Here is an 18374-nt window from a genome sequence, read left to right as displayed (position 1 = left end):
TCAGCCCTGCACCACACGCAGTACTTCGGCCAAACTGGTCTCGCCACGGGCCAGGCAGCCGCTGGCCATCGCCACCAGGCTCTGCCGGCGTTCGGCCAGGTAGTCCTGCATGGCCAGTTCACTGGCGCCGTCGTACAGCAGGCCGATCAGCCCGGCGTCCAGTTCGATGAATTCATACAGGCCCAGGCGCCCGACATAACCGTTGCCCTGGCACTGCTCGCAGCCCACTGCGTGGTAGCTGCTGCCCAGTGCCGCCAGCTCGGGCCACAGGTCACGTTCCGCCGGTTGCAGTGGGTGCGCCACGGCGCAACTGCACAAGCGCCGCACCAGGCGCTGGGCCAGTACGCCGCGCAGGCACGAGGCGATCAGGAACGGCTCGACGCCCATGTCACGCAGGCGGGTCACCGCGCCCACCGCACTGTTGGTGTGCAGTGTGGACAACACCAGGTGGCCGGTGAGGCTGGCCTGCACGGCGATCTGCGCGGTCTCCTGGTCGCGGATTTCGCCGAGCATGATCACGTCCGGGTCCTGGCGCAGGATGGCGCGCAGGCCACTGGCGAAGGTCAGCCCGGCACGCGGGTTGATGGCGGTCTGGCCGATGCCGGCGATGGCGTATTCCACCGGGTCCTCGACGGTGAGGATATTGCGGCTGCCGTCGTTGAGGCTGTTGAGGCTGGCGTACAAGGTAGTGGTCTTGCCCGAACCGGTCGGCCCCGTGGATAGCACGATGCCGTTGGGCCGCGCCAGGCAACTGCGCAGGCCCTGCAACACCGCTGCCGGCATGCCCAGGTTGCCCAGCGCCAGCAGGCTGGCCTGCTTGTCGAGCACGCGCATCACCACCCGCTCGCCGTGGATGCCGGGCAGGGTCGAGACCCGCACATCCACTTCACGCCCCGCCGCACGCAGGGTGATACGGCCATCCTGGGGCTGGCGCTTTTCAGCGATGTCCAGGCGCGCCATGACCTTGATCCGCGACACCAGCATGGCCGACAGCGCACGCGGTGGGCGCAACACTTCGCGCAGGTGACCATCGACCCGCAGGCGCACCACCAGGCTCTGCTCGAAGGTTTCTATATGAATGTCCGAGGCGCGCAGGCGCAGGGCCTGGCCGAACAGGCCGTTGATCAGGCGGATTACCGGGGCTTCGTCGTCGCTTTCCAGCAGGTCCTCGATGCGCGGCATTTCGCTCATCAGGCTGTCCAGGTCGACCTGGTCGCCGATGCCTTCGATCAGCGCTTCGGTGGCAGCATCGCCGGCCTGGTACAGCTGGCCGAGGCGTTCGTCGAACAGCGCAGGCTCCAGGTATTCGAGCAGACTAGGCTGGCCGTGCACCCGCAGCAGCTCCTGCAACTGGGCGCTGTCGGCGTCGCGCCGCAACCATAGCTGCCAGCCCTGCTCCGCCGGGGCCATGGCCACCCCGCTCTGCCGTGCCTGGCGATAAGGCAGCATCACCAGTTACCACCTTCCAGCCGTGCACGGCTGGAGGGGAATACCTGCAGCAGTGGCGTAGCGCCTTGCGCCTCAGCCAGGTCAGGCAACTGCAGTGGCGTGGTCTGCTGCAAGGTGCGGTACTTGGCTTCGCTGAGCCCGGCCAGGCTCGGCCCGTCACGCAGGATGCGCGGGCGAATGAACACCATCAGGTTCTGCTTGGTGTTCTTGGTGGCGTCGGAGCGGAACAGCCGGCCCAGGTAAGGGATATCGCCAAGCAGCGGCACACGCTGGTCGCTGGTGCTCAGTTCGTCGCTGATCAGGCCGCCGAGAATCACCAGGCCGTTGTCCTCGACCATGACCTTGGTCTTGATCTCGCGCTTGTTGGTGATCACGTCGCTGGCAGCCGTAGACTCGGCAATCGACGACACCTCCTGGACGATGTCCAGGCGCACGCTGTTGTCGATGTTGATCTGCGGCTTGATGCGCAGCTTCACCCCGACTTCCTTGCGCTCGATGGTCTGGTACGGGTTGGCGTTGCTCTGCGTCACCGAACCGGTGACGAAGGGCACTTCCTGGCCGACCAGGATCGACGCCTCGGCGTTGTCCAGGGTCAGCAGGGTGGGCGTGGACAGCAGGTTGAAGCCGCTCTTGCCCTTCAGCGCGTTGACCAGCATGGCGAAGTTGAAACCGCCACCGAAATGGCCGATACCCGCCATGGCGCCGGTGGTGCTGGACAACAGGTCGCTCAGGGCCTCGTTGTCGCCACTGGCGGCCGCCCCGGCGATGTTGGCGATGTTCACCCCGTTGCTGCCGAAATTGACAATGCCGGCACCGAACTTCTCGTCGGCGAACAGCCACTGCACACCCAGTTCCTGGGCGCTGCTGTCGGACACCTCGGCGATGATCGCTTCCACCACGACCTGGGCACGGCGAATGTCCAGCTGCTCGACGATGGCGCGGTAGGCGGCCAGCTCGCTGTCGGGGCCGACCATGACCACGGCGTTGGTGCCTTCTTCGTATTCCAGGCGGATGCCCGAGCCGCCGGCAGCAGCCACCACGGGCCGTTCCTTGCCCTCGCCTTCGCCCGCACCTTCAGCGGGCGCCATGCCTTCCTGGCTGAGCCCGCGCAACACCTTGACCACTTCGCCGGCATTGGCATGACGCAGGTAGATGACTTGAGTACTGCCGTTGCCGGGTGTTTCCTGGGGGCGGTCGAGCTGGCGCAGCAAGCTGGCGATACGTTCCAGGTTGCTGCGCCAGTCGGTAACGACCAACTGGTGCGCCGCCGGGTAAGGTGTGATCACACCGACCCGTGGGTCGATCAGAGGCTTGAGAATGCCCAGCACCTGCTCGCTGGCGGCGTTGCGCACATTGAATACCCGAGTAGCCACGCTGTCGCTACCTTCCCCCTGCTGCCCTCCGGTCTCCACCGGCACGGGTTCCAGGCGAGCGGCCTGGTCGGGAACGATCTTCACGCTGCCGTTGGGCAGGTCGACAGTGGCGTAGCCCTGGGCGCGCAACTGGGCCAGGAAGATGTCGTAGATGGCATCGGCGTCGTGCAGATCGACGGTGCGCACGGTGACCTTGCCCTTGACTCGGGGGTCGACAATGAAGGTGGTCCCGGTGATGCGCGACACGCTATCGATGAACTCGCCCAGTTCGGTGTCGACGAAGTTGACCTCGTACAGGGGCGTGCCGTTGTCATCGAACACCGGCTCTTCGGCACAGGCCATGGACAGGGCCAAGCTCAGCACGGCCGCCACGCAATATCTAACAAGCATCGTTCATCCTTGCCGCTTGAAGCCGGTCACGGCGGGGCGTGGCGGCCAGGGCAGGCGCTCACGCCGCCCCTGGTTATTGAAAATCAGGCCATCGCTGTCGATGTCCTGCAGCACGATCCCTGGCGCCAGGCGCTGGCCGCGGGCCAAAGTGCGCACCTGCTCGCCATAGCGCAGCACTACCACGCTGGAGGCCAGCGGCTGGGCCTTGAGGCCGCCGAGGTATTGCAGCGGCAGGCGGGTGATGGCGATGGCACCATCGTCAACGGGTACCTGCCAATGGCCGACCATCAAGCCAGGTAGCGGCTTGTCGGCCGCTGCGGGCGCAGTGGCCGGTTGCGGCTGGCGGCCCAGTTGCAGCACGCACTGGGCGGCCAGCCAGCCGGCCAGGGTCAGGCCGGCGCCAGTCAGCAGGCGCGAGGCGAGCATCACGAGGCCAGCTGCCTTGGGTGCCAGCCCGGGTGCCCCTGCACGTAGCGCACTTCGGGCAGTTGCAGCGGCGCCAGTTGCCAGTCGGCCGGCTGCCGGGCGAGCCAGGCTTCGACCCGTTGCCACAGCGGCTCGCCAGCCTGGGTTTCGAATTGCAGGCCAAAGGTGCGGCACAGGCCCTGCACCGGCTCCAGGCCACTGATGCGCTTGCCTTGCGGGCTGTAGCTGACACGCCAGGCCTGGCCCTGCCAGCGCGGCAGGTCCTGGCTGTTGTCCAGCAGCAGCGGGTCGCCGAACAGTTGCTCCGCGGCGTTTTCCAGCACTTGCTCGACCTGCCGGGCCGGCGCTTCGACCACCGGTGCCGGGTAGCCACCGGTGAGACTGATCAGGTGTTCACGGGTGATGGCCGCCCCGGCGGGCAGCGGGTAGTCATAACGCAGGCCCGGCAGCAGCACCGGCATGCTGCTGTCGTCGGCCAGGGCCTGATGCAGCAGGCGGTCCCAACTGCCGCCGCGGGTGTCGCGGCGCCAAAGCGCCTGGGGCGCGCGGGCCAGCGGTTGGTCAAGCCAGGCCGCGTGGCCGGCGCGCTGCTGGCGCAGTTCTGCCTGCAATGCCCCGACACGCTGCTGTGCGGCGGGTGCCAGCTGTTGTTCAAAGGCCGGGAAGAAACGCCCGTCGAACTGCCACAGCCCGGCCACGCGCTGGCAGCGCAGGCGAAAGGCGCCGCTGCCCCGGCACCCGGCGAACAGCACCGGCACGCGGCGGCCGCTGGCCTGGCTCACCTCGACCGGCGCCGGCCACAGGTCCTGGCCACGAGCGCACAGCAGCACGTCGATCTGCGGCACCCGCTCGGCCAGCCACAGGCCCGGCCCGGTACCGACATCGGCCATGGCCACCACCAGGTCGGCCTCGCGCCGGGCCTGTTCGAACACTGGCTGCAATGACTGGTACCACTGTTTAAGAGAGGCTTTCTGGTCCTGGGCGTAGGGGTCGGTCACGCCGACCACGGCAATACGTGCGCCGCCGCGTTCGAAGATGTGCAAGGCTTCCAGGCCCAACGCCTGACGTTGCGTGTCCGCCAGCCCGGCACCCAGGGTAACGGCGGTAGCCTGGCGATACAGCGCCGGGCTGCGCTGTGGCCACAGCACGCGCTCGTCGCTGCTGACCCGTGCTTCGATGCCCAGCAGCTGGCTGCCCTGCAGGCCGCTTTCGCCCTGGGTCAGGTAAGCCAGGCCACTGCCATTCCAGCCTTGGCCGTTTTCCAGGGTCAGGCTGTTGCCCGCCCCAGCCTCGCCGCGCAATTGCTCCAGCAACGCCGCCAGCACCGCGTAGCCGCCCAGTCGGGCAGATGCAGCCTGGCTGGCATCGAGCAGTGGCGCCAGTTGCGGGTAGGCGATACTGGCGCTGCTGCCGGTCATCCAGGGGGCGCGGCCCAGGTGGCTGACCGGCCCCAGTCGGGTGGCCGGCACCACGGCCTGGCCAGGCTGGCGGGCATCGAGGGTATCGGCCACGTACAGCAAGTCGAGGCGGGCGTTGCCGCCCTGCTGCCCAGGGAAGGCGGAGCAGGCGCCGAGCAACGGAGCCAAGGCACCGACACCCATCCAGCCAATCACTTCGCGCCTGTGCACACTGCTTGCCATCGAACCTGCCATCCTTATCCATGTTCATTCAGGGACCCGGATGTTGCGGCGTTGGCATTACAGTTTGATGGCAGAAATCCGACAGTCATTCCAAATTGATCTGTAGGCCATGCTTCTAAGAGCGAGTTGTTTTAAAACCCCCTTAACATTTCTGCCAATGAATCATCATATTTGCGCACTAAAGTCGCGGTTTCCTCTAACTCAGCCAACATAAGGACACCCTGATGAGTCGAGATACCGGCGACAACCTGGACCGGAACCAAAGCGGCAACCTGCCGATGGCCAACGTCATGGATGCTTACCTGAGCCGCCGCAGTGTGATGCGCGGCAGCCTGGGCGCCGCCATCGCCATGATTGCCGGTACCGGCCTGACAGGCTGCTTCGACGGTGGTGGCTCCGATCACGATGATCCGGTCACCGAGCCACCCGTGACTGAGCCGGAAGTGCCGAAACTGGCACTGGGCTTCCAGTCCATCCCGGGCTCGCGCACCGACGCCTGCGTGGTTGCCGCCGGCTACAGCGCCTACGTGCTGGCGCCCTGGGGCACGCCGATCAACAGCAACGGCAACCCGTGGAAGCCCGACGGCAGCAACACCTCGACCGACCAGGCCAACGCCATGGGCATGCACCATGACGGCATGCACTTCTTCCCCATCAACGGCAGCTCCGAAGACGGCCTGCTGGCGATCAACTTCGAGTACATCGACACCGCCGCCCTGCACCCGGCCGGCCCGACCACCGATGTCAACGGCAAGCGCCCGGCCGAGGAGGTGCGCAAGGAAATCAACGCCCACGGCGCCGGCGTGGTGCGCCTGCAGAAAATCGGTGGCCGCTGGCAGGTGGTCGACAACGACCCGCTCAACCGCCGCTTCACTACCGCTTCGCGCATGGAAATCACCGGCCCGCTGCGGGGTACCGACCATGTCAAGACCAAGTATTCCACCGCCGGTACCCACTGCCGCGGCACCAACAACAACTGCGGCAACGGCTACACCCCGTGGGGCACCTACCTGACCTGTGAAGAGAACTGGCCAGGCATCTTCGTCAACAAGGGCACCCGCCCCGAAGACCAGCGCCGCATTGGCGTGGGCACTTCCAGCGGCCAGTACAAGTGGGAAACCGCAGCCGGTGACAGCAGCGAAGTGGCCGACGAGTTCGCCCGTTTCGATGTCACCGTCAAAGGCGCCAGCGCCACCGACGACTACCGCAACGAAGCCAGCACCTACGGCTACATCGTTGAAATCGACCCGTACAACAGCAGCACCCTGGCCACCAAGCGCACCGCGCTAGGCCGCTTCCGCCACGAAGGCTGCGCTCCAGGCCTGCCCGTCGCCGGCAAGCCGCTGGTGTGGTACATGGGTGACGACTCGAACAACGAGTACCTGTACAAGTGGGTGTCCACCGCCGTGTGGGACGCCGCCGACGCCACCCCGGCCGACCGCCTGGCCACCGGCGCCAAGTACCTCGACCAGGGCAAGCTGTACGTGGCCCGCTTCAATGCCGACGGCACGGGTGTATGGCTGTTGCTGGACGTGGCCACCGCCACCACTGGTGGCAGCACCCTGGGCGCGCTGTTTGGCGACCTGCCGGGCATCATCCTCAACACCCGTGGTGCCGCCGATGCCGTGGGCGCGACGCCGATGGACCGCCCGGAGTGGACCACGGTCAACCCGCTCAACGGCGACGTGTACCTGACCCTGACCAACAACAGCGCGCGCACGCCGGAAAAAGTCGATGCAGCCAACCCGCGCGGCCCGAACCGTCATGGCCACATCATCCGCTGGCACGACAGCGACGACCAGCTGAGCTTCACCTGGGACATCTTCGTGTTCGGCGCCAACGCTGCCGGCACCGCCGACATCAACCGCTCTGGCCTGACCGAACTGAACCAGTTCGCCAGCCCGGACGGCATGAGCTTCGATAGCCGTGGCGTGCTGTGGTTCGAGACCGACAACGGCGAGAGCACCGTGACCGACTACACCAACGACCAGTTGCTGGCGGTGATCCCCACCAACCTGGTGGATGCCAGCGGCAAGCAGGTGCCGGTAAACGCGCAGAACCAGGTGGACCTGCGCCGCTTCTTCGTCGGGCCGAACGAGTGCGAAGTGACCGGGATTACCTTTACCCCGGACAACAAGACACTGTTCGTCAACATCCAGCACCCGGGTAACTGGCCGTATACCGACAAGGCCACCGATGCCACGCCGGCAGGCACCACGGTAAGGCCGCGGGCTGCGACGGTGGTGATTCAGCGTATCGATGGTGGGGAGATCGGGACTATCTGACATGGCGCCGGTCAGTCAGCCTTGTGCTGGCTGTACCGGCCTCTTCGCGGGTAAACCCGCTCCCACAGGTTCCGCACAGTTTTTGAACCCTGTGCAGTACCTGTGGGAGCGGGTTTACCCGCGAATGGGCCGGTGAATATTACTGAACTATCGGCTCCCGGCTCCTGATCCGCACCTGCTGCGCCGGCACCCGGGCATGCCATTGCACCACCCCCAGCGCCTCCACCTGGAACTCGCTGCGTATCACCCGCCCTTCCTCCGCGAACGACAGCTGCAACAGGAAATACCCACTGTTCAACAGCAGCCCTTCGCTCAACCGTTCGAAGGTTTCGTCATTCACTGCCCCCAGCGCCTGGCGTAACGCAGCTGCATCCACATACCCCGACGCCGGCCGGCCGCCGATAATGCGGCTGAGCAACGAGCGCGGATAACGCCCTTCATACAGCGCCTCCAGCAACGGCAAATGCTCCAGCCCCAGGGCATTGGCATTCAGCCGCCAACCAGTGGTCTGCGGCAAGGCACACAGCATCGGGTAACGGCTCTGGCGGCTGGCGTCCGGCTCGAGTAGCAGGTTCAGCTCGCTGGTATCGAGCATCGGCTGGTTGGCCGCCAGGCGCGGTGGTTGCTGGCGCAAATACTGGGCGCTTTCGGCGCCCTGCAGGCGGGCATCGCTGTCGGCATCGAGCCAGTCAGCCAAGGCATCGACCAGGCGCTCGGCAGCCATGTCGTCACCCAGCAGATAACGCAACTGGCGCGCGGCACGCTCGCCATCAGCGCCGAGCAGCGCATTGACGTTGAAGCAGGTGTGCTGGTCGCGCACCCGCAACTGCGCCTGGCCAGCGCCAAAATCATAGTTCAGCGGCTGCCCGCGCAAGGCCTGCCAGAACAGCGGGCTAAGCCGCCAGCTGGGGTCACGCAGGGCCTGCTCGGCATAGGCCAGGCCGGCCTGTTCCATCGCCCGCGCTTGCACCCGCTGGTGCAACAGGCGCATGTCTTCGACCTGGCGCCGGCCATCTTCCACCAGCCAGGCCATGCCCGCCGCCAGCATCGCCAGCACCACCATCACCATCAGCAGGGCCGCGCCCCGCTGTTGCCTACCACCCATCCTTGCCTGCCTCTGTCGCCGAATAAAGACGCCAGTCAACACGCCCGGTGTTGCAGGTAAATGGCAGTGACCGTTCGTCATGTGCACGTCATCTACGCGAGGCAGGATTGCCCTTCCTTTTCATGACCTTACAGGAGTGGTCGCAATGGGTGGCATTGGAATCTGGCAACTGGTGATCGTACTGCTGATCGTATTCCTGCTGTTTGGTACCAAGCGCCTCAAGGGCCTGGGCAGCGATGTGGGCGAGGCGATCCAGGGCTTTCGCAAGTCCATGGGCGGCGACAATGACGCCAACGCCCCTGGCCAGGCGCACGTACAGCAGCAGGCCCCGCTGGCTGGCCAGGCCACGCAACAGCCTCAAGCGGACCGTCAGGCCTGATGTTCGAGGTAGGCTTCAGCGAGTTGCTGCTGGTCGGCATCGTCGCGCTGTTGGTGCTGGGCCCGGAGCGCCTGCCGCTGGCGGCACGCACCCTCGGCCGCGGCCTGGGCCAGGCGCGCAGGGCCATGCAGGCCTTGCGCTCGCAGGTGGAGCGGGAGCTCGAACTGCGCGCTGTCGAGCTCCCCAATCTCGACAGTACGCCTTTGCAGCGCTTGGAAAAGGAGATCCGCCAGGGCATCAGCCTGAACGCGGAGCCGGCCAATGATGCGGCCACGGTCGCTTCCCCCAAGGAAAACGCTTCATGAGTATTGCCATGGACCCAGCGGCGAGCATGCCGCTGACCGAACACCTGCGCGACCTGCGCAAGCGTCTGGTGCGCTGCCTGGCGCTGGTAGCGCTGGTGTTCGCCGGCCTGTTCCCCTTCGCCCAGACGCTGTACACGCTGATTTCCGAACCGCTGCGGCGCTTCTTGCCGGAAGGCGCGAGCATGATCGCCACCAGCGTCACTTCGCCGTTCCTGACGCCGTTCAAGCTGACCGCGATGTGCGCGCTGTTCGTGGCCATGCCGCTGCTGCTGCACCAGGCCTGGGGCTTTCTGGCGCCGGGGCTTTACCGTCGTGAACGGCGCATTGCTCTGCCGCTGCTGGTGTCGAGCATCGTGCTGTTCTATGCCGGCATGGCCTTCGCGTTCTTCCTGGTGTTCCCGATGATGTTCGGTTTCTTTGCCAGCGTGACACCGGAGGGCGTGGCGATGATGACCGATATCAGCCAGTACCTGGACTTTATCCTGGCACTGTTTCTGGCGTTCGGGCTGGCGTTCGAGATCCCGGTGGCGACGTTTATCGTGGTCTGGGTGGGGTTGGCCGATGTGGCCACGTTGCGGCGCAGCAGGCCCTACGTGATCGTCGGCTGCTTTGTGGTGGGGATGATCCTGACGCCGCCGGATGTGTTTTCGCAGACGATGCTGGCGGTGCCGATGTGGGTGCTGTTCGAGGTGGGGTTGCTGGCTTGTGGGATGTTGAAGCGGCCAGAGCCTGGCAAGGAGATTGTGGCTGGATTGTAGGGCCCTTTCGCGGGCACGCCCGCTCCCACAGGGATATCACAGGTTCTGAAGATTGTGATATCCCTGTGGGAGCGGGCGTGCCCGCGAATTGCCTTGATGCGGTCTAGAACTCGGCGAGCCGCCAGACTTCGTAGGCTGGCGTCTCGTAGGGGTGGCTCTGCTTGAGTGCAGCGACGACCTGGACAATCAGGTCGTCAGCTACCACCAGCTCCACCTTCCACTCCTCCACCACCTCGACCTGACCGGCCTGCCCGAGGAACGGCTGGCTGCCGTCCAACGGGCGAAACTGGCCCTGGCCCAGGGTTTGCCAGGCGCAGTGGTCATAGTCGCCGATGCGCCCGCCACCAGCGGCGAACACAGCGGCCTTGACCACTTCGACGTGGCTGGCGGGGACGAAGAAGGCGAGCTTGTACACGCCTTAGTTCACCCACACCCGTGCGTTACGGAACATACGCATCAGCGCGGCATCTTCCTGCCACTCATCCGGGCGCCAGGAGTTCTGCACGGCACGGAACATACGCTCCGGGTGCGGCATCATGATGGTCACGCGGCCGTCGCGGCTGGTCAGGCCGGTGATACCACGCGGCGAGCCGTTCGGGTTGGCCGGGTAGGCTTCGGTGACCTTGCCGTGGTTGTCGACATAGCGCAGGGCCACGCAACCGGACAGGTCGGCTGCCAGCAGTGCTTCTTCGCTGGCGAACTCGGCATGGCCTTCACCGTGGGCGATGGCGATCGGCATGCGCGAACCGGCCATGCCCTGCAGGAAGATCGAGTTGGACTTCTGCACTTCGACCATGGCCACACGCGCCTCGAACTGCTCCGAGCGGTTGCGCACGAAGTGCGGCCAGTGCTCGGTGCCCGGGATCAGCTCGTGCAGGTTGGACATCATCTGGCAACCGTTGCACACGCCCAGGGCGAAGCTGTCGGTGCGCTCGAAGAAGGCCTGGAAGGCATCACGGGCGCGGCTGTTGAACAGTGCCGACTTGGCCCAGCCTTCACCGGCACCCAGCACGTCACCGTAGGAGAAGCCACCGCAGGCGACCAGGCCCTTGAAGGCTTCGAAGTCGACACGGCCGGCGAGGATATCGCTCATGTGCACGTCAATGGCAGCGAAGCCGGCGCGGTCGAAGGCGGCAGCCATCTCGACCTGGCCGTTGACGCCCTGCTCGCGCAGGATGGCCACTTGCGGGCGTACGCCCTTCTTGATGTACGGCGCAGCGATGTCGTCGTTGACGTCGAAGCCCAGCTTGACCGACAGGCCCGGGTTGTCCTCTTCGAGCAGCAGGTCGAATTCCTGGTCGGCGCAGTCGGCGTTGTCACGCAGGCGCTGGATCTGGTAGCTGGTCTCGGCCCACTGGCGCTGCAGCATGCGGCGGTCGTCGTCGAACAGCACTTCGCCGTTCAGGCTGATGGACACTTCACCGTTGTTGATCGGCTTGCCGATCACCGCGACGCACTCACCCAGGCCAGCGGCGCTGAACTGTGCCAGCACGTCCGGAGTGGCATCCTGGCGAACCTGGATGACCGCGCCCAGCTCTTCGTTGAAGAGGATGGCCGGTACGTCGCCACGGCTGTCGGTCAGCGGGTCGAGGTGCAGGTCGAGGCCGCAGTGGCCGGCGAAGGCCATTTCCAGCACGGTGGTAACCAGGCCGCCGTCGGAACGGTCGTGGTAGGCCAGCAGGTGACCGTCGGCGTTCAGGCCCTGGATCACGGCGAAGAACGCCTTGAGGTCTTCGGCATCGTCGACGTCCGGTGCCTGGGCAGCGATCTTGCCGTAGGTCTGGGCCAGGATCGAGGCGCCCATGCGGTTCTTGCCACGGCCCAGGTCGATCAGGATCAGGTCGGTTTCACCCTTGTCCATGCGCAGTTGCGGGGTCAGGGTCTTGCGGATGTCGGTGACCGGGGCGAAGCCGGTGATGATCAGCGACATTGGCGAGGTGACGCTCTTCTCGACGCCCTCGTCGCTCCACTTGGTCTTCATCGACATCGAGTCTTTGCCGACCGGAATGGTGATGCCCAGCTCCGGGCACAGCTCCATGCCGACAGCCTTGACGGTGTCGTACAGGCGGGCGTCTTCACCCGGGTGGCCGGCGGCGGACATCCAGTTGGCCGACAGTTTGATGTCGGACAGCTTCTCGATGCGTGCAGCGGCCAGGTTGGTCAGTGTCTCGCCAATGGCCATGCGGCCGGACGCCGGGGCATCCAGCAGCGCCAGCGGGGTACGCTCGCCCATGGCCATGGCTTCACCGGTGTAGACGTCGAAGCTGGTGGCGGTGACGGCGCAGTCGGCCACCGGTACCTGCCACGGGCCGACCATCTGGTCACGAGCGACCAGGCCGGTGATGGTGCGGTCGCCGATGGTGATCAGGAAGCTCTTGCTGGCCACGGCCGGGTGGCTGAGGACGCGCTGAACGGCGTTGTCCAGGTCCAGCTTGCTCGGGTCGAAGTCATCGCCCAGCTCGGCTTCGCGGGTAACCGAACGGTGCATGCGTGGTGGCTTGCCCAGCAGCACATCGAGCGGCATGTCTACCGGCGTGTTGCCGAAGTGGCTGTCGCTTACGGTCAGGTGTTGCTCTTCAGTCGCTTCACCCACTACGGCAAACGGGCAACGCTCACGTTCGCAGATGGCCTTGAAGCGCTCGAAGTCGACGGCGCTGACGGCCAGCACGTAACGCTCTTGCGATTCGTTGCTCCAGATTTCGTGCGGGGCCATGCCCGGCTCGTCGTTGGGCACGTTGCGCAGCTCGAAGCGGCCACCACGGCCACCGTCGTTGACCAGCTCAGGGAAGGCGTTGGAGATACCGCCGGCGCCGACGTCGTGGATGAAGGCGATCGGGTTCTTGTCGCCCAGCTGCCAGCAGCGGTCGATGACCTCCTGGCAACGGCGCTCCATTTCCGGGTTTTCGCGCTGAACCGAAGCGAAGTCCAGATCAGCCGAGCTGGCACCGGTCGCCACCGACGAAGCGGCGCCGCCGCCCAGGCCGATCAGCATGGCCGGGCCACCGAGCACGATCAGCTTGGCGCCGACAGTGATCTCACCCTTCTGCACGTGGTCTTCACGGATGTTGCCCATGCCACCGGCCAGCATGATCGGCTTGTGGTAGCCGCGCACTTCTTCACCGTGCGGAGTGTTGATGGCCTGCTCGAAGGTACGGAAGTAACCGGTCAGGGCCGGGCGACCGAATTCGTTGTTGAACGCAGCGCCACCCAGCGGGCCTTCGATCATGATGTCGAGGGCGTCGACGATGCGCTCAGGCTTGCCGTAGGCCTGCTCCCACGGCTGTTCGAAGCCCGGGATACGCAGGTTGGACACGGTGAAGCCGGTCAGGCCGGCCTTGGGCTTGGCACCACGGCCGGTCGCGCCTTCGTCGCGGATTTCGCCGCCGGAGCCGGTGGAGGCGCCGGAGAACGGGGCGATGGCGGTCGGGTGGTTGTGGGTTTCCACCTTCATCAGGATGTGCACCGGCTCCTGCACCGCACCGTACTGGCGGGTTTCAGGGTTCGGGAAGAAACGGCCGGCAACGTTGCCGACGATCACCGAGGCGTTGTCCTTGTACGCAGACAGCACACCTTCGTTGTGCATCTGGTAGGTGTTCTTGATCATGCCGAACAGGCTCTTTTCTTGAGCCTGGCCGTCGATGTCCCAACTGGCGTTGAAGATCTTGTGGCGGCAGTGCTCGGAGTTGGCCTGGGCGAACATCATCAGTTCGATGTCGTTCGGGTTGCGCTTGAGGCCCTGGAAGGCGTTGACCAGGTAGTCGATCTCGTCTTCGGCCAGGGCCAGGCCCAGGTCGATGTTGGCCTTGGCCAGGGCGTCACGGCCACCGGCGAGGATGTCCACCGAGGTCATCGGCTTTGGCTGGGCATGGCTGAACAGGTCAGCGGCCTGCTCCAGCTGGCCGAGCACGCGCTGGGTCATGCGGTCGTGCAGCTCGGCGGCGATCAGTTCGGCGTCGGCTTCGCTCAGGCTGCCGGCAACGTAGTAGGCGATACCGCGCTCCAGGCGCTGGATCGACTGCAGGCCGCAGTTGTGGGCAATGTCGCTGGCCTTGCTGGCCCAGGGCGAAATGGTGCCCAGGCGCGGCACGACCAGGAACAGGCGGCCGCTCGGCTCCTGTACCGGCACGCTCGGGCCGTACTTGAGCAGACGGCCCAGCACCTGCTGCTGGTCGGCGGTCAGCTCGCCGTCGACATCGGCGAAGTGGGCGAATTCGGCATACAAACCAGTAACAGCGGGAACTTTCTGGCTCAGTTGCTCGAGTAATTTACCGTGGCGAAAGGCAGAAAGGGCAGGAGCGCCGCGCAGGATCAACATCGTCGGGACAGCCTCAGGAAGGGGTGTGCTTAGAGGCCGTGCATTCTAGCCTAATTCAAAGGGTTTCGGCACCCGCTCTAAGCCACGGCTGCCGGGCGGCGGAACCGGACTTTCGGGTCAAAAAAAATTGCCTTGTGTTGCCTGTTCCGGCCCTGTCGCCGGCAGGCCGGCTCTCACAGGTATACCACCACCCTCAAGGCCTGCGTTGCAGCTGTGGGAGCCAGCTTGCCGGCGACAGGGCCGGTAAAGCACAGAACCCGCTACCAGACAAGCTAACAGTTGTCGAGATATGGTTGGGCCAGTCCTTTGCGTATACTGCAACCTATGTTCGCCCACACTGCTTTGCGCCAGCGTTGCGCCAGATGGCTTTTCGCAACCGGACTCTTTCTGTTGCTCGGTGCCTGCGTTGAAAAACCCAGCACTCTCGAGCGCGTGAAGGAGGATGGCGTGCTGCGCGTGATCACCCGCAACAGCCCGGCCACCTATTTCCAGGACCGCAACGGCGAAACCGGCTTCGAGTACGAGCTGGTCCAGCATTTCGCCGAGGATCTCGGCGTGAAGCTGCAGATCGAGACCGCCGATAACCTCGACGAGTTGTACGATAGCCTCGGCAAACCCTCCGGCCCGGTGCTGGCGGCGGCCGGCCTGGTCACCAGCGAACGGCGCAAGGCCCAGGTGAAGTACTCCCACCCTTACCTGGAAGTGACCCCACAGGTCATCTACCGCAACGGCCGCACGCGGCCCACCGATGCCAAGGGCCTGGTCGGCAAGAAGATCATGGTGCTCAAGGGCAGCAGCCACGCCGACCAGCTGGCCGAGCTGAAAAAGCAGTACCCGGGCCTGGAATACGAAGAATCCGACGCCGTCGAGGTGGTCGACCTGCTGCGCATGGTCGACGAAGGGCAGATCGACCTGACCCTGGTCGACTCCAACGAGCTGGCGATGAACCAGGTGTACTTCCCCAACGTACGGGTTGCCTTCGACCTGGGCGACACCCGCGACCAGCGCTGGGCGGTGGCGGCCGGTGATGACAACAGCCTGCTCAACGAGGTCAATGAGTTCCTCGACAAGGCGCAGAAGAACGGCACCCTGCAACGCCTGAAGGACCGCTACTACGGCCATGTCGACGTACTGGGCTATGTGGGTGCCTATACCTTTGCCCAGCACCTGCAGCAGCGCCTGCCCAAGTACGAGAAGCACTTCAAGAGCTACGCCAAGGTCGAGCAGGTGGACTGGCGCCTGCTGGCCGCCATCGGCTACCAGGAATCGATGTGGCAGCCCGAGGTCACCTCCAAGACCGGTGTGCGCGGCCTGATGATGCTGACCCAGCGCACCGCCCAGGCCATGGGCGTGTCCAACCGCCTGGACCCGAAGCAGAGCATCCAGGGCGGCGCCAAATACTTCATGAAGATCAAGGAAGAGCTCGACGACAGCATCCAGGAACCGGACCGCACCTGGTTCGCCCTGGCCGCCTACAACGTCGGCACCGGCCACCTGGAAGACGCCCGCACCCTGGCCAGGCGCGAGAAGCTCAACCCGAACAAGTGGCTGGACGTGAAGAAGATGCTGCCGCGGCTATCGCAGAAGCAGTGGTATCGGCAGACCAAGTACGGGTATGCCCGGGGCGGCGAACCGGTGCATTTCGTGGCCAACATCCGCCGCTACTACGACATCCTCACCTGGGTGACCCAACCGCAGCTCGAAGGCCAGGTGGCCGAGGGCAGCCTGCATGTGCCCGGGGTGAACAAGGACAAGCCGGCGGAGCAGTCGCCGCCGATGTAGGCCTGCACCAGCCTCTTCGCGGGCACGCCCGCTCCCACAGGAATATCAATCTCCTCAGGCCTGTGGTGTACCTGTGGGAGCGGGCGTGCCCGCGAAGGGGCCGGAACAGGTCAAGACTTGGCCCGGCGAGCCTTGAAGAAGTCACTGAGGATCTGCCCGCACTCCTCCGCCAGTACCCCGCCCTCCACCATCACCCGGTGGTTGAGGAAGCCCTGCCCGAAGAACTGCCCCTGGCTCTGCACGATCCCCGCCTTGGGCTCCAGCGCGCCGTACACCACCCGCATCACCCGCGAATGCACGATCAACCCCGCACACATGCTGCACGGCTCCAGGGTCACGTACAGGGTGCTGCCGGGCAGCCGGTAGTTACTGGCGGATTTCGCTGCCGCGCGAATGGCCACCATCTCGGCATGCGCACTGGGGTCACTGTCGATGATCGGCCGGTTGAAGCCCTGCCCGATCACCTGCCCATGCTGCACCAGCACCGCGCCCACCGGCACCTCCCCCATTGCCGCGCCTTCGGCGGCCAGGGCCAGGGCCAGGCGCATGAATTCCTGATCGCGGCTGCGATCGATGATCTGCGGGCGCATCAGACCACCGCGATCGCGGCCATCAGGCCGGTTTCCATGTGGTCGATGACGTGGCAGTGGAACATCCAGGTGCCCGGGTTATCCGCCACCAGCGCCACCTGGGCGCGCTCGTTCTTGCCCAGCAGGTAGGTGTCGGTGAACCACGGTTCCTTGATGTCATGGCGGTTGGAGCCGATCACCTTGAAGCTCATGCCGTGCAGGTGGATCGGGTGCTGGTACTGGGTCATGTTCTTCAGCTCGAAGATGTAGCTCTTGCCCTGCTTCAGCGTGGCGATCGGCCGCTCGGCGCAGGTCTTGTCGGTGATATCCCAGGCCTGGCCGTTGATCTGCCACATGCTCGACGGCCTGTCCTGGTCCGTAGTGACCGAGACTTTCGCCGCCCACTCGAAATTGAAGTTGAGCTTTTCGGCATTCTCCAGGTCCGGCTCGGCGATCGGGTTGGGCGGCAGCGCCGGCGGCCAGTCGCTCGGCGCGTCGTTGCTGGCCACCGAACGCAAGGTGCCCAGGCGCACGAAACCGTCGCGCAGGGAAATTTCCTCGCCCGCCTCGGGAATACGGATAGCCAGGCAGATACGCATGCCTGGGCCGAGCCAGTAGTCATCGTCCAATGGGCGCGGGGTTACCGGGTTGCCGTCCAGGGCATAGATTCTTGCCTCGCAGTTGCCCTTGAGGTTGATGCGGTAGGTCCAGGTGTTATCGAGGTTCAGCAGACGCACCCGCACCACCTGGCCGGCTGGCAGCTCGGTGACCGAATCGGCCTGGCCATTGATGGTGATCAGGCGCCCGGCGGTGCCGTTGCGCGCGGCCTCACGCGGAATGCTGAAAGGCAGCCAGGCGCCCTGCTCGTCCACGTGCCAGTTCTTCAGGCTGAGCGTGCGCTCATGCTGAAAGCCGGTCGGCTCGCGCTCCTCGACGATCAGCGGGCCGACCAGGCCCCGCCCCAGTTCCTCGGAGCTGCTGACGTGCGGGTGGTACCAGTAGCTGCCGGCGTCCGGCACGCGGAACTTGTAGTCGAAGTACTCGCCCGGCTTGACCGGCAGCTGCGACACATAGGGCACGCCGTCCATTTCCAGCGGCAGGCGGATGCCGTGCCAGTGGATGGTGGTTTCGACCGGCAGGTGGTTGATGAAGCGCACCCGCAGCCAGGTGCCCTGGCGTACGCGCAGTTCGGTACCCGGTGCCGACGGGCCGAAGGCCCAGGCCTCGGTCTTGTGCCCAGGCACCAACTCGACGTCCAGGGGCGCTGCGATCAGCTCGTAGTCGTGGCCGGCGTTATTGTCTTCGACCTTGCCCAGCCAGTAACGCGCCGCGCCACCAGCGCCCAGGCCAACCACAACCAGGCCGGTCAGGCCCTTGAGCATTTGTCGACGGGTGAAGGACATCGGTGCGGGTACCTCGTATTCTGCGCAATCAAGCTGCCAGCATGGCTGGCGATGAAGGGCGAATACGATACACCTGCAAATGGGAAAGATTAAGTGAACTGTTGTTTCAATGGTCTCCCCCTGAACCCCGCCCCAGGTATTTACGCTTGTTTACAGATTCGCAATCCGTTGTACACACACAATAGGGTTTTATTC

General features: G+C 65.2%; 14 protein-coding genes. 5 read left to right on the top strand and 9 right to left on the bottom strand.

Annotation, left to right across the window (positions count from 1 at the left end; translation table 11 throughout):
• Genes A4C63_RS02965 through A4C63_RS02950 form a run of 4 tightly spaced genes read right to left on the bottom strand, consistent with a single transcriptional unit; the run spans position 1 to position 5278 of the window.
• On the bottom strand, positions 1–1449 hold the full coding sequence (locus A4C63_RS02965; protein ID WP_063911440.1) for a GspE/PulE family protein: 1449 nt from the start codon (positions 1447–1449) through the stop codon (positions 1–3).
• Positions 1449–3212, bottom strand: coding sequence for a type II secretion system secretin GspD (gspD, locus tag A4C63_RS02960; RefSeq protein WP_172827469.1), 1764 nt, complete (start codon positions 3210–3212; stop codon positions 1449–1451). Before gspD ends, A4C63_RS02965 begins: the two co-directional genes overlap by 1 nt.
• A gap of 3 nt (positions 3213–3215) precedes the next feature.
• On the bottom strand, positions 3216–3641 hold the full coding sequence (locus A4C63_RS02955) for a pilus assembly protein PilZ (RefSeq protein ID WP_172827468.1): 426 nt from the start codon (positions 3639–3641) through the stop codon (positions 3216–3218).
• On the bottom strand, positions 3638–5278 hold the full coding sequence (locus A4C63_RS02950) for a hypothetical protein (protein WP_063911437.1): 1641 nt from the start codon (positions 5276–5278) through the stop codon (positions 3638–3640). Before A4C63_RS02950 ends, A4C63_RS02955 begins: the two co-directional genes overlap by 4 nt.
• Before the next feature lie 224 nt (positions 5279–5502).
• Here A4C63_RS02950 and A4C63_RS02945 point away from each other — a divergent pair, with 224 nt between their 5' ends.
• Entirely contained in the window at positions 5503–7563 is a 2061-nt protein-coding gene (locus tag A4C63_RS02945; RefSeq protein WP_063911436.1) for a PhoX family phosphatase, read from the top strand.
• Between the two features lie 139 nt (positions 7564–7702).
• Here A4C63_RS02945 and gspK read toward each other — a convergent pair whose 3' ends face one another.
• Positions 7703–8668, bottom strand: coding sequence for a type II secretion system minor pseudopilin GspK (gene gspK / locus A4C63_RS02940; protein WP_063911435.1), 966 nt, complete (start codon positions 8666–8668; stop codon positions 7703–7705).
• Between the two features lie 145 nt (positions 8669–8813).
• Between gspK and tatA the strand changes: the two genes are divergently transcribed.
• Genes tatA through tatC form a run of 3 tightly spaced genes read left to right on the top strand, consistent with a single transcriptional unit; the run spans position 8814 to position 10110 of the window.
• Positions 8814–9047, top strand: coding sequence for a twin-arginine translocase TatA/TatE family subunit (gene tatA / locus A4C63_RS02935; RefSeq protein WP_063911434.1), 234 nt, complete (start codon positions 8814–8816; stop codon positions 9045–9047).
• Positions 9047–9352, top strand: coding sequence for a Sec-independent protein translocase protein TatB (gene tatB, locus A4C63_RS02930; RefSeq protein WP_063911433.1), 306 nt, complete (start codon positions 9047–9049; stop codon positions 9350–9352). Before tatA ends, tatB begins: the two co-directional genes overlap by 1 nt.
• Complete coding sequence (gene tatC, locus A4C63_RS02925; RefSeq protein ID WP_063911432.1) at positions 9349–10110, top strand: twin-arginine translocase subunit TatC; 762 nt, start codon at positions 9349–9351, stop codon at positions 10108–10110. The genes tatB and tatC overlap by 4 nt, the downstream gene beginning before the upstream one ends.
• 103 nt (positions 10111–10213) lie before the next feature.
• On the opposite strand, the gene A4C63_RS02920 is transcribed toward tatC, so the two are convergent.
• Positions 10214–10525 carry a hypothetical protein gene (locus A4C63_RS02920; RefSeq protein WP_063911431.1) on the bottom strand — a complete coding sequence of 104 codons (312 nt, stop codon included), beginning with the start codon at positions 10523–10525 and terminating at the stop codon, positions 10214–10216.
• Between the two features lie 3 nt (positions 10526–10528).
• Positions 10529–14425: a phosphoribosylformylglycinamidine synthase gene (gene purL / locus A4C63_RS02915; RefSeq protein ID WP_063911430.1), complete on the bottom strand. Its 3897-nt coding sequence runs from the start codon at positions 14423–14425 to the stop codon at positions 10529–10531.
• Between the two features lie 324 nt (positions 14426–14749).
• Between purL and mltF the strand changes: the two genes are divergently transcribed.
• Positions 14750–16207, top strand: coding sequence for a membrane-bound lytic murein transglycosylase MltF (mltF, locus tag A4C63_RS02910; RefSeq protein WP_063911429.1), 1458 nt, complete (start codon positions 14750–14752; stop codon positions 16205–16207).
• A 110-nt stretch (positions 16208–16317) separates the two neighbouring features.
• Here mltF and tadA read toward each other — a convergent pair whose 3' ends face one another.
• Positions 16318–16797, bottom strand: coding sequence for a tRNA adenosine(34) deaminase TadA (gene tadA / locus A4C63_RS02905; protein ID WP_063911428.1), 480 nt, complete (start codon positions 16795–16797; stop codon positions 16318–16320).
• A complete protein-coding gene (locus tag A4C63_RS02900) occupies positions 16797–18179 on the bottom strand; it encodes a multicopper oxidase family protein (protein ID WP_063911427.1) in 1383 nt (460 codons plus the stop codon). Before A4C63_RS02900 ends, tadA begins: the two co-directional genes overlap by 1 nt.
• Between the last annotated feature and the right edge of the window lie 195 nt (positions 18180–18374).

This window comes from Pseudomonas sp. p21 (assembly GCF_001642705.1).
Classification (GTDB): domain Bacteria; phylum Pseudomonadota; class Gammaproteobacteria; order Pseudomonadales; family Pseudomonadaceae; genus Aquipseudomonas.
Note: the sequence above shows the minus strand (reverse complement) of the source record. Positions and strands in the feature narration are given on the sequence as shown.

Coding starts and splice junctions, on each gene's coding strand:
- A4C63_RS02900 (WP_063911427.1), bottom strand. CDS start 18,179: ATGTCCTTCACCCGTCGACAAATGCTCAAGGGCCTGACCGGCCTGGTT.
- tadA (WP_063911428.1), bottom strand. CDS start 16,797: ATGCGCCCGCAGATCATCGATCGCAGCCGCGATCAGGAATTCATGCGC.
- A4C63_RS02950 (WP_063911437.1), bottom strand. CDS start 5,278: ATGGCAAGCAGTGTGCACAGGCGCGAAGTGATTGGCTGGATGGGTGTC.
- A4C63_RS02965 (WP_063911440.1), bottom strand. CDS start 1,449: ATGCTGCCTTATCGCCAGGCACGGCAGAGCGGGGTGGCCATGGCCCCG.
- tatC (WP_063911432.1), top strand. CDS start 9,349: ATGAGTATTGCCATGGACCCAGCGGCGAGCATGCCGCTGACCGAACAC.
- gspD (WP_172827469.1), bottom strand. CDS start 3,212: ATGCTTGTTAGATATTGCGTGGCGGCCGTGCTGAGCTTGGCCCTGTCC.
- A4C63_RS02945 (WP_063911436.1), top strand. CDS start 5,503: ATGAGTCGAGATACCGGCGACAACCTGGACCGGAACCAAAGCGGCAAC.
- purL (WP_063911430.1), bottom strand. CDS start 14,425: ATGTTGATCCTGCGCGGCGCTCCTGCCCTTTCTGCCTTTCGCCACGGT.
- tatA (WP_063911434.1), top strand. CDS start 8,814: ATGGGTGGCATTGGAATCTGGCAACTGGTGATCGTACTGCTGATCGTA.
- mltF (WP_063911429.1), top strand. CDS start 14,750: ATGTTCGCCCACACTGCTTTGCGCCAGCGTTGCGCCAGATGGCTTTTC.
- tatB (WP_063911433.1), top strand. CDS start 9,047: ATGTTCGAGGTAGGCTTCAGCGAGTTGCTGCTGGTCGGCATCGTCGCG.
- gspK (WP_063911435.1), bottom strand. CDS start 8,668: ATGGGTGGTAGGCAACAGCGGGGCGCGGCCCTGCTGATGGTGATGGTG.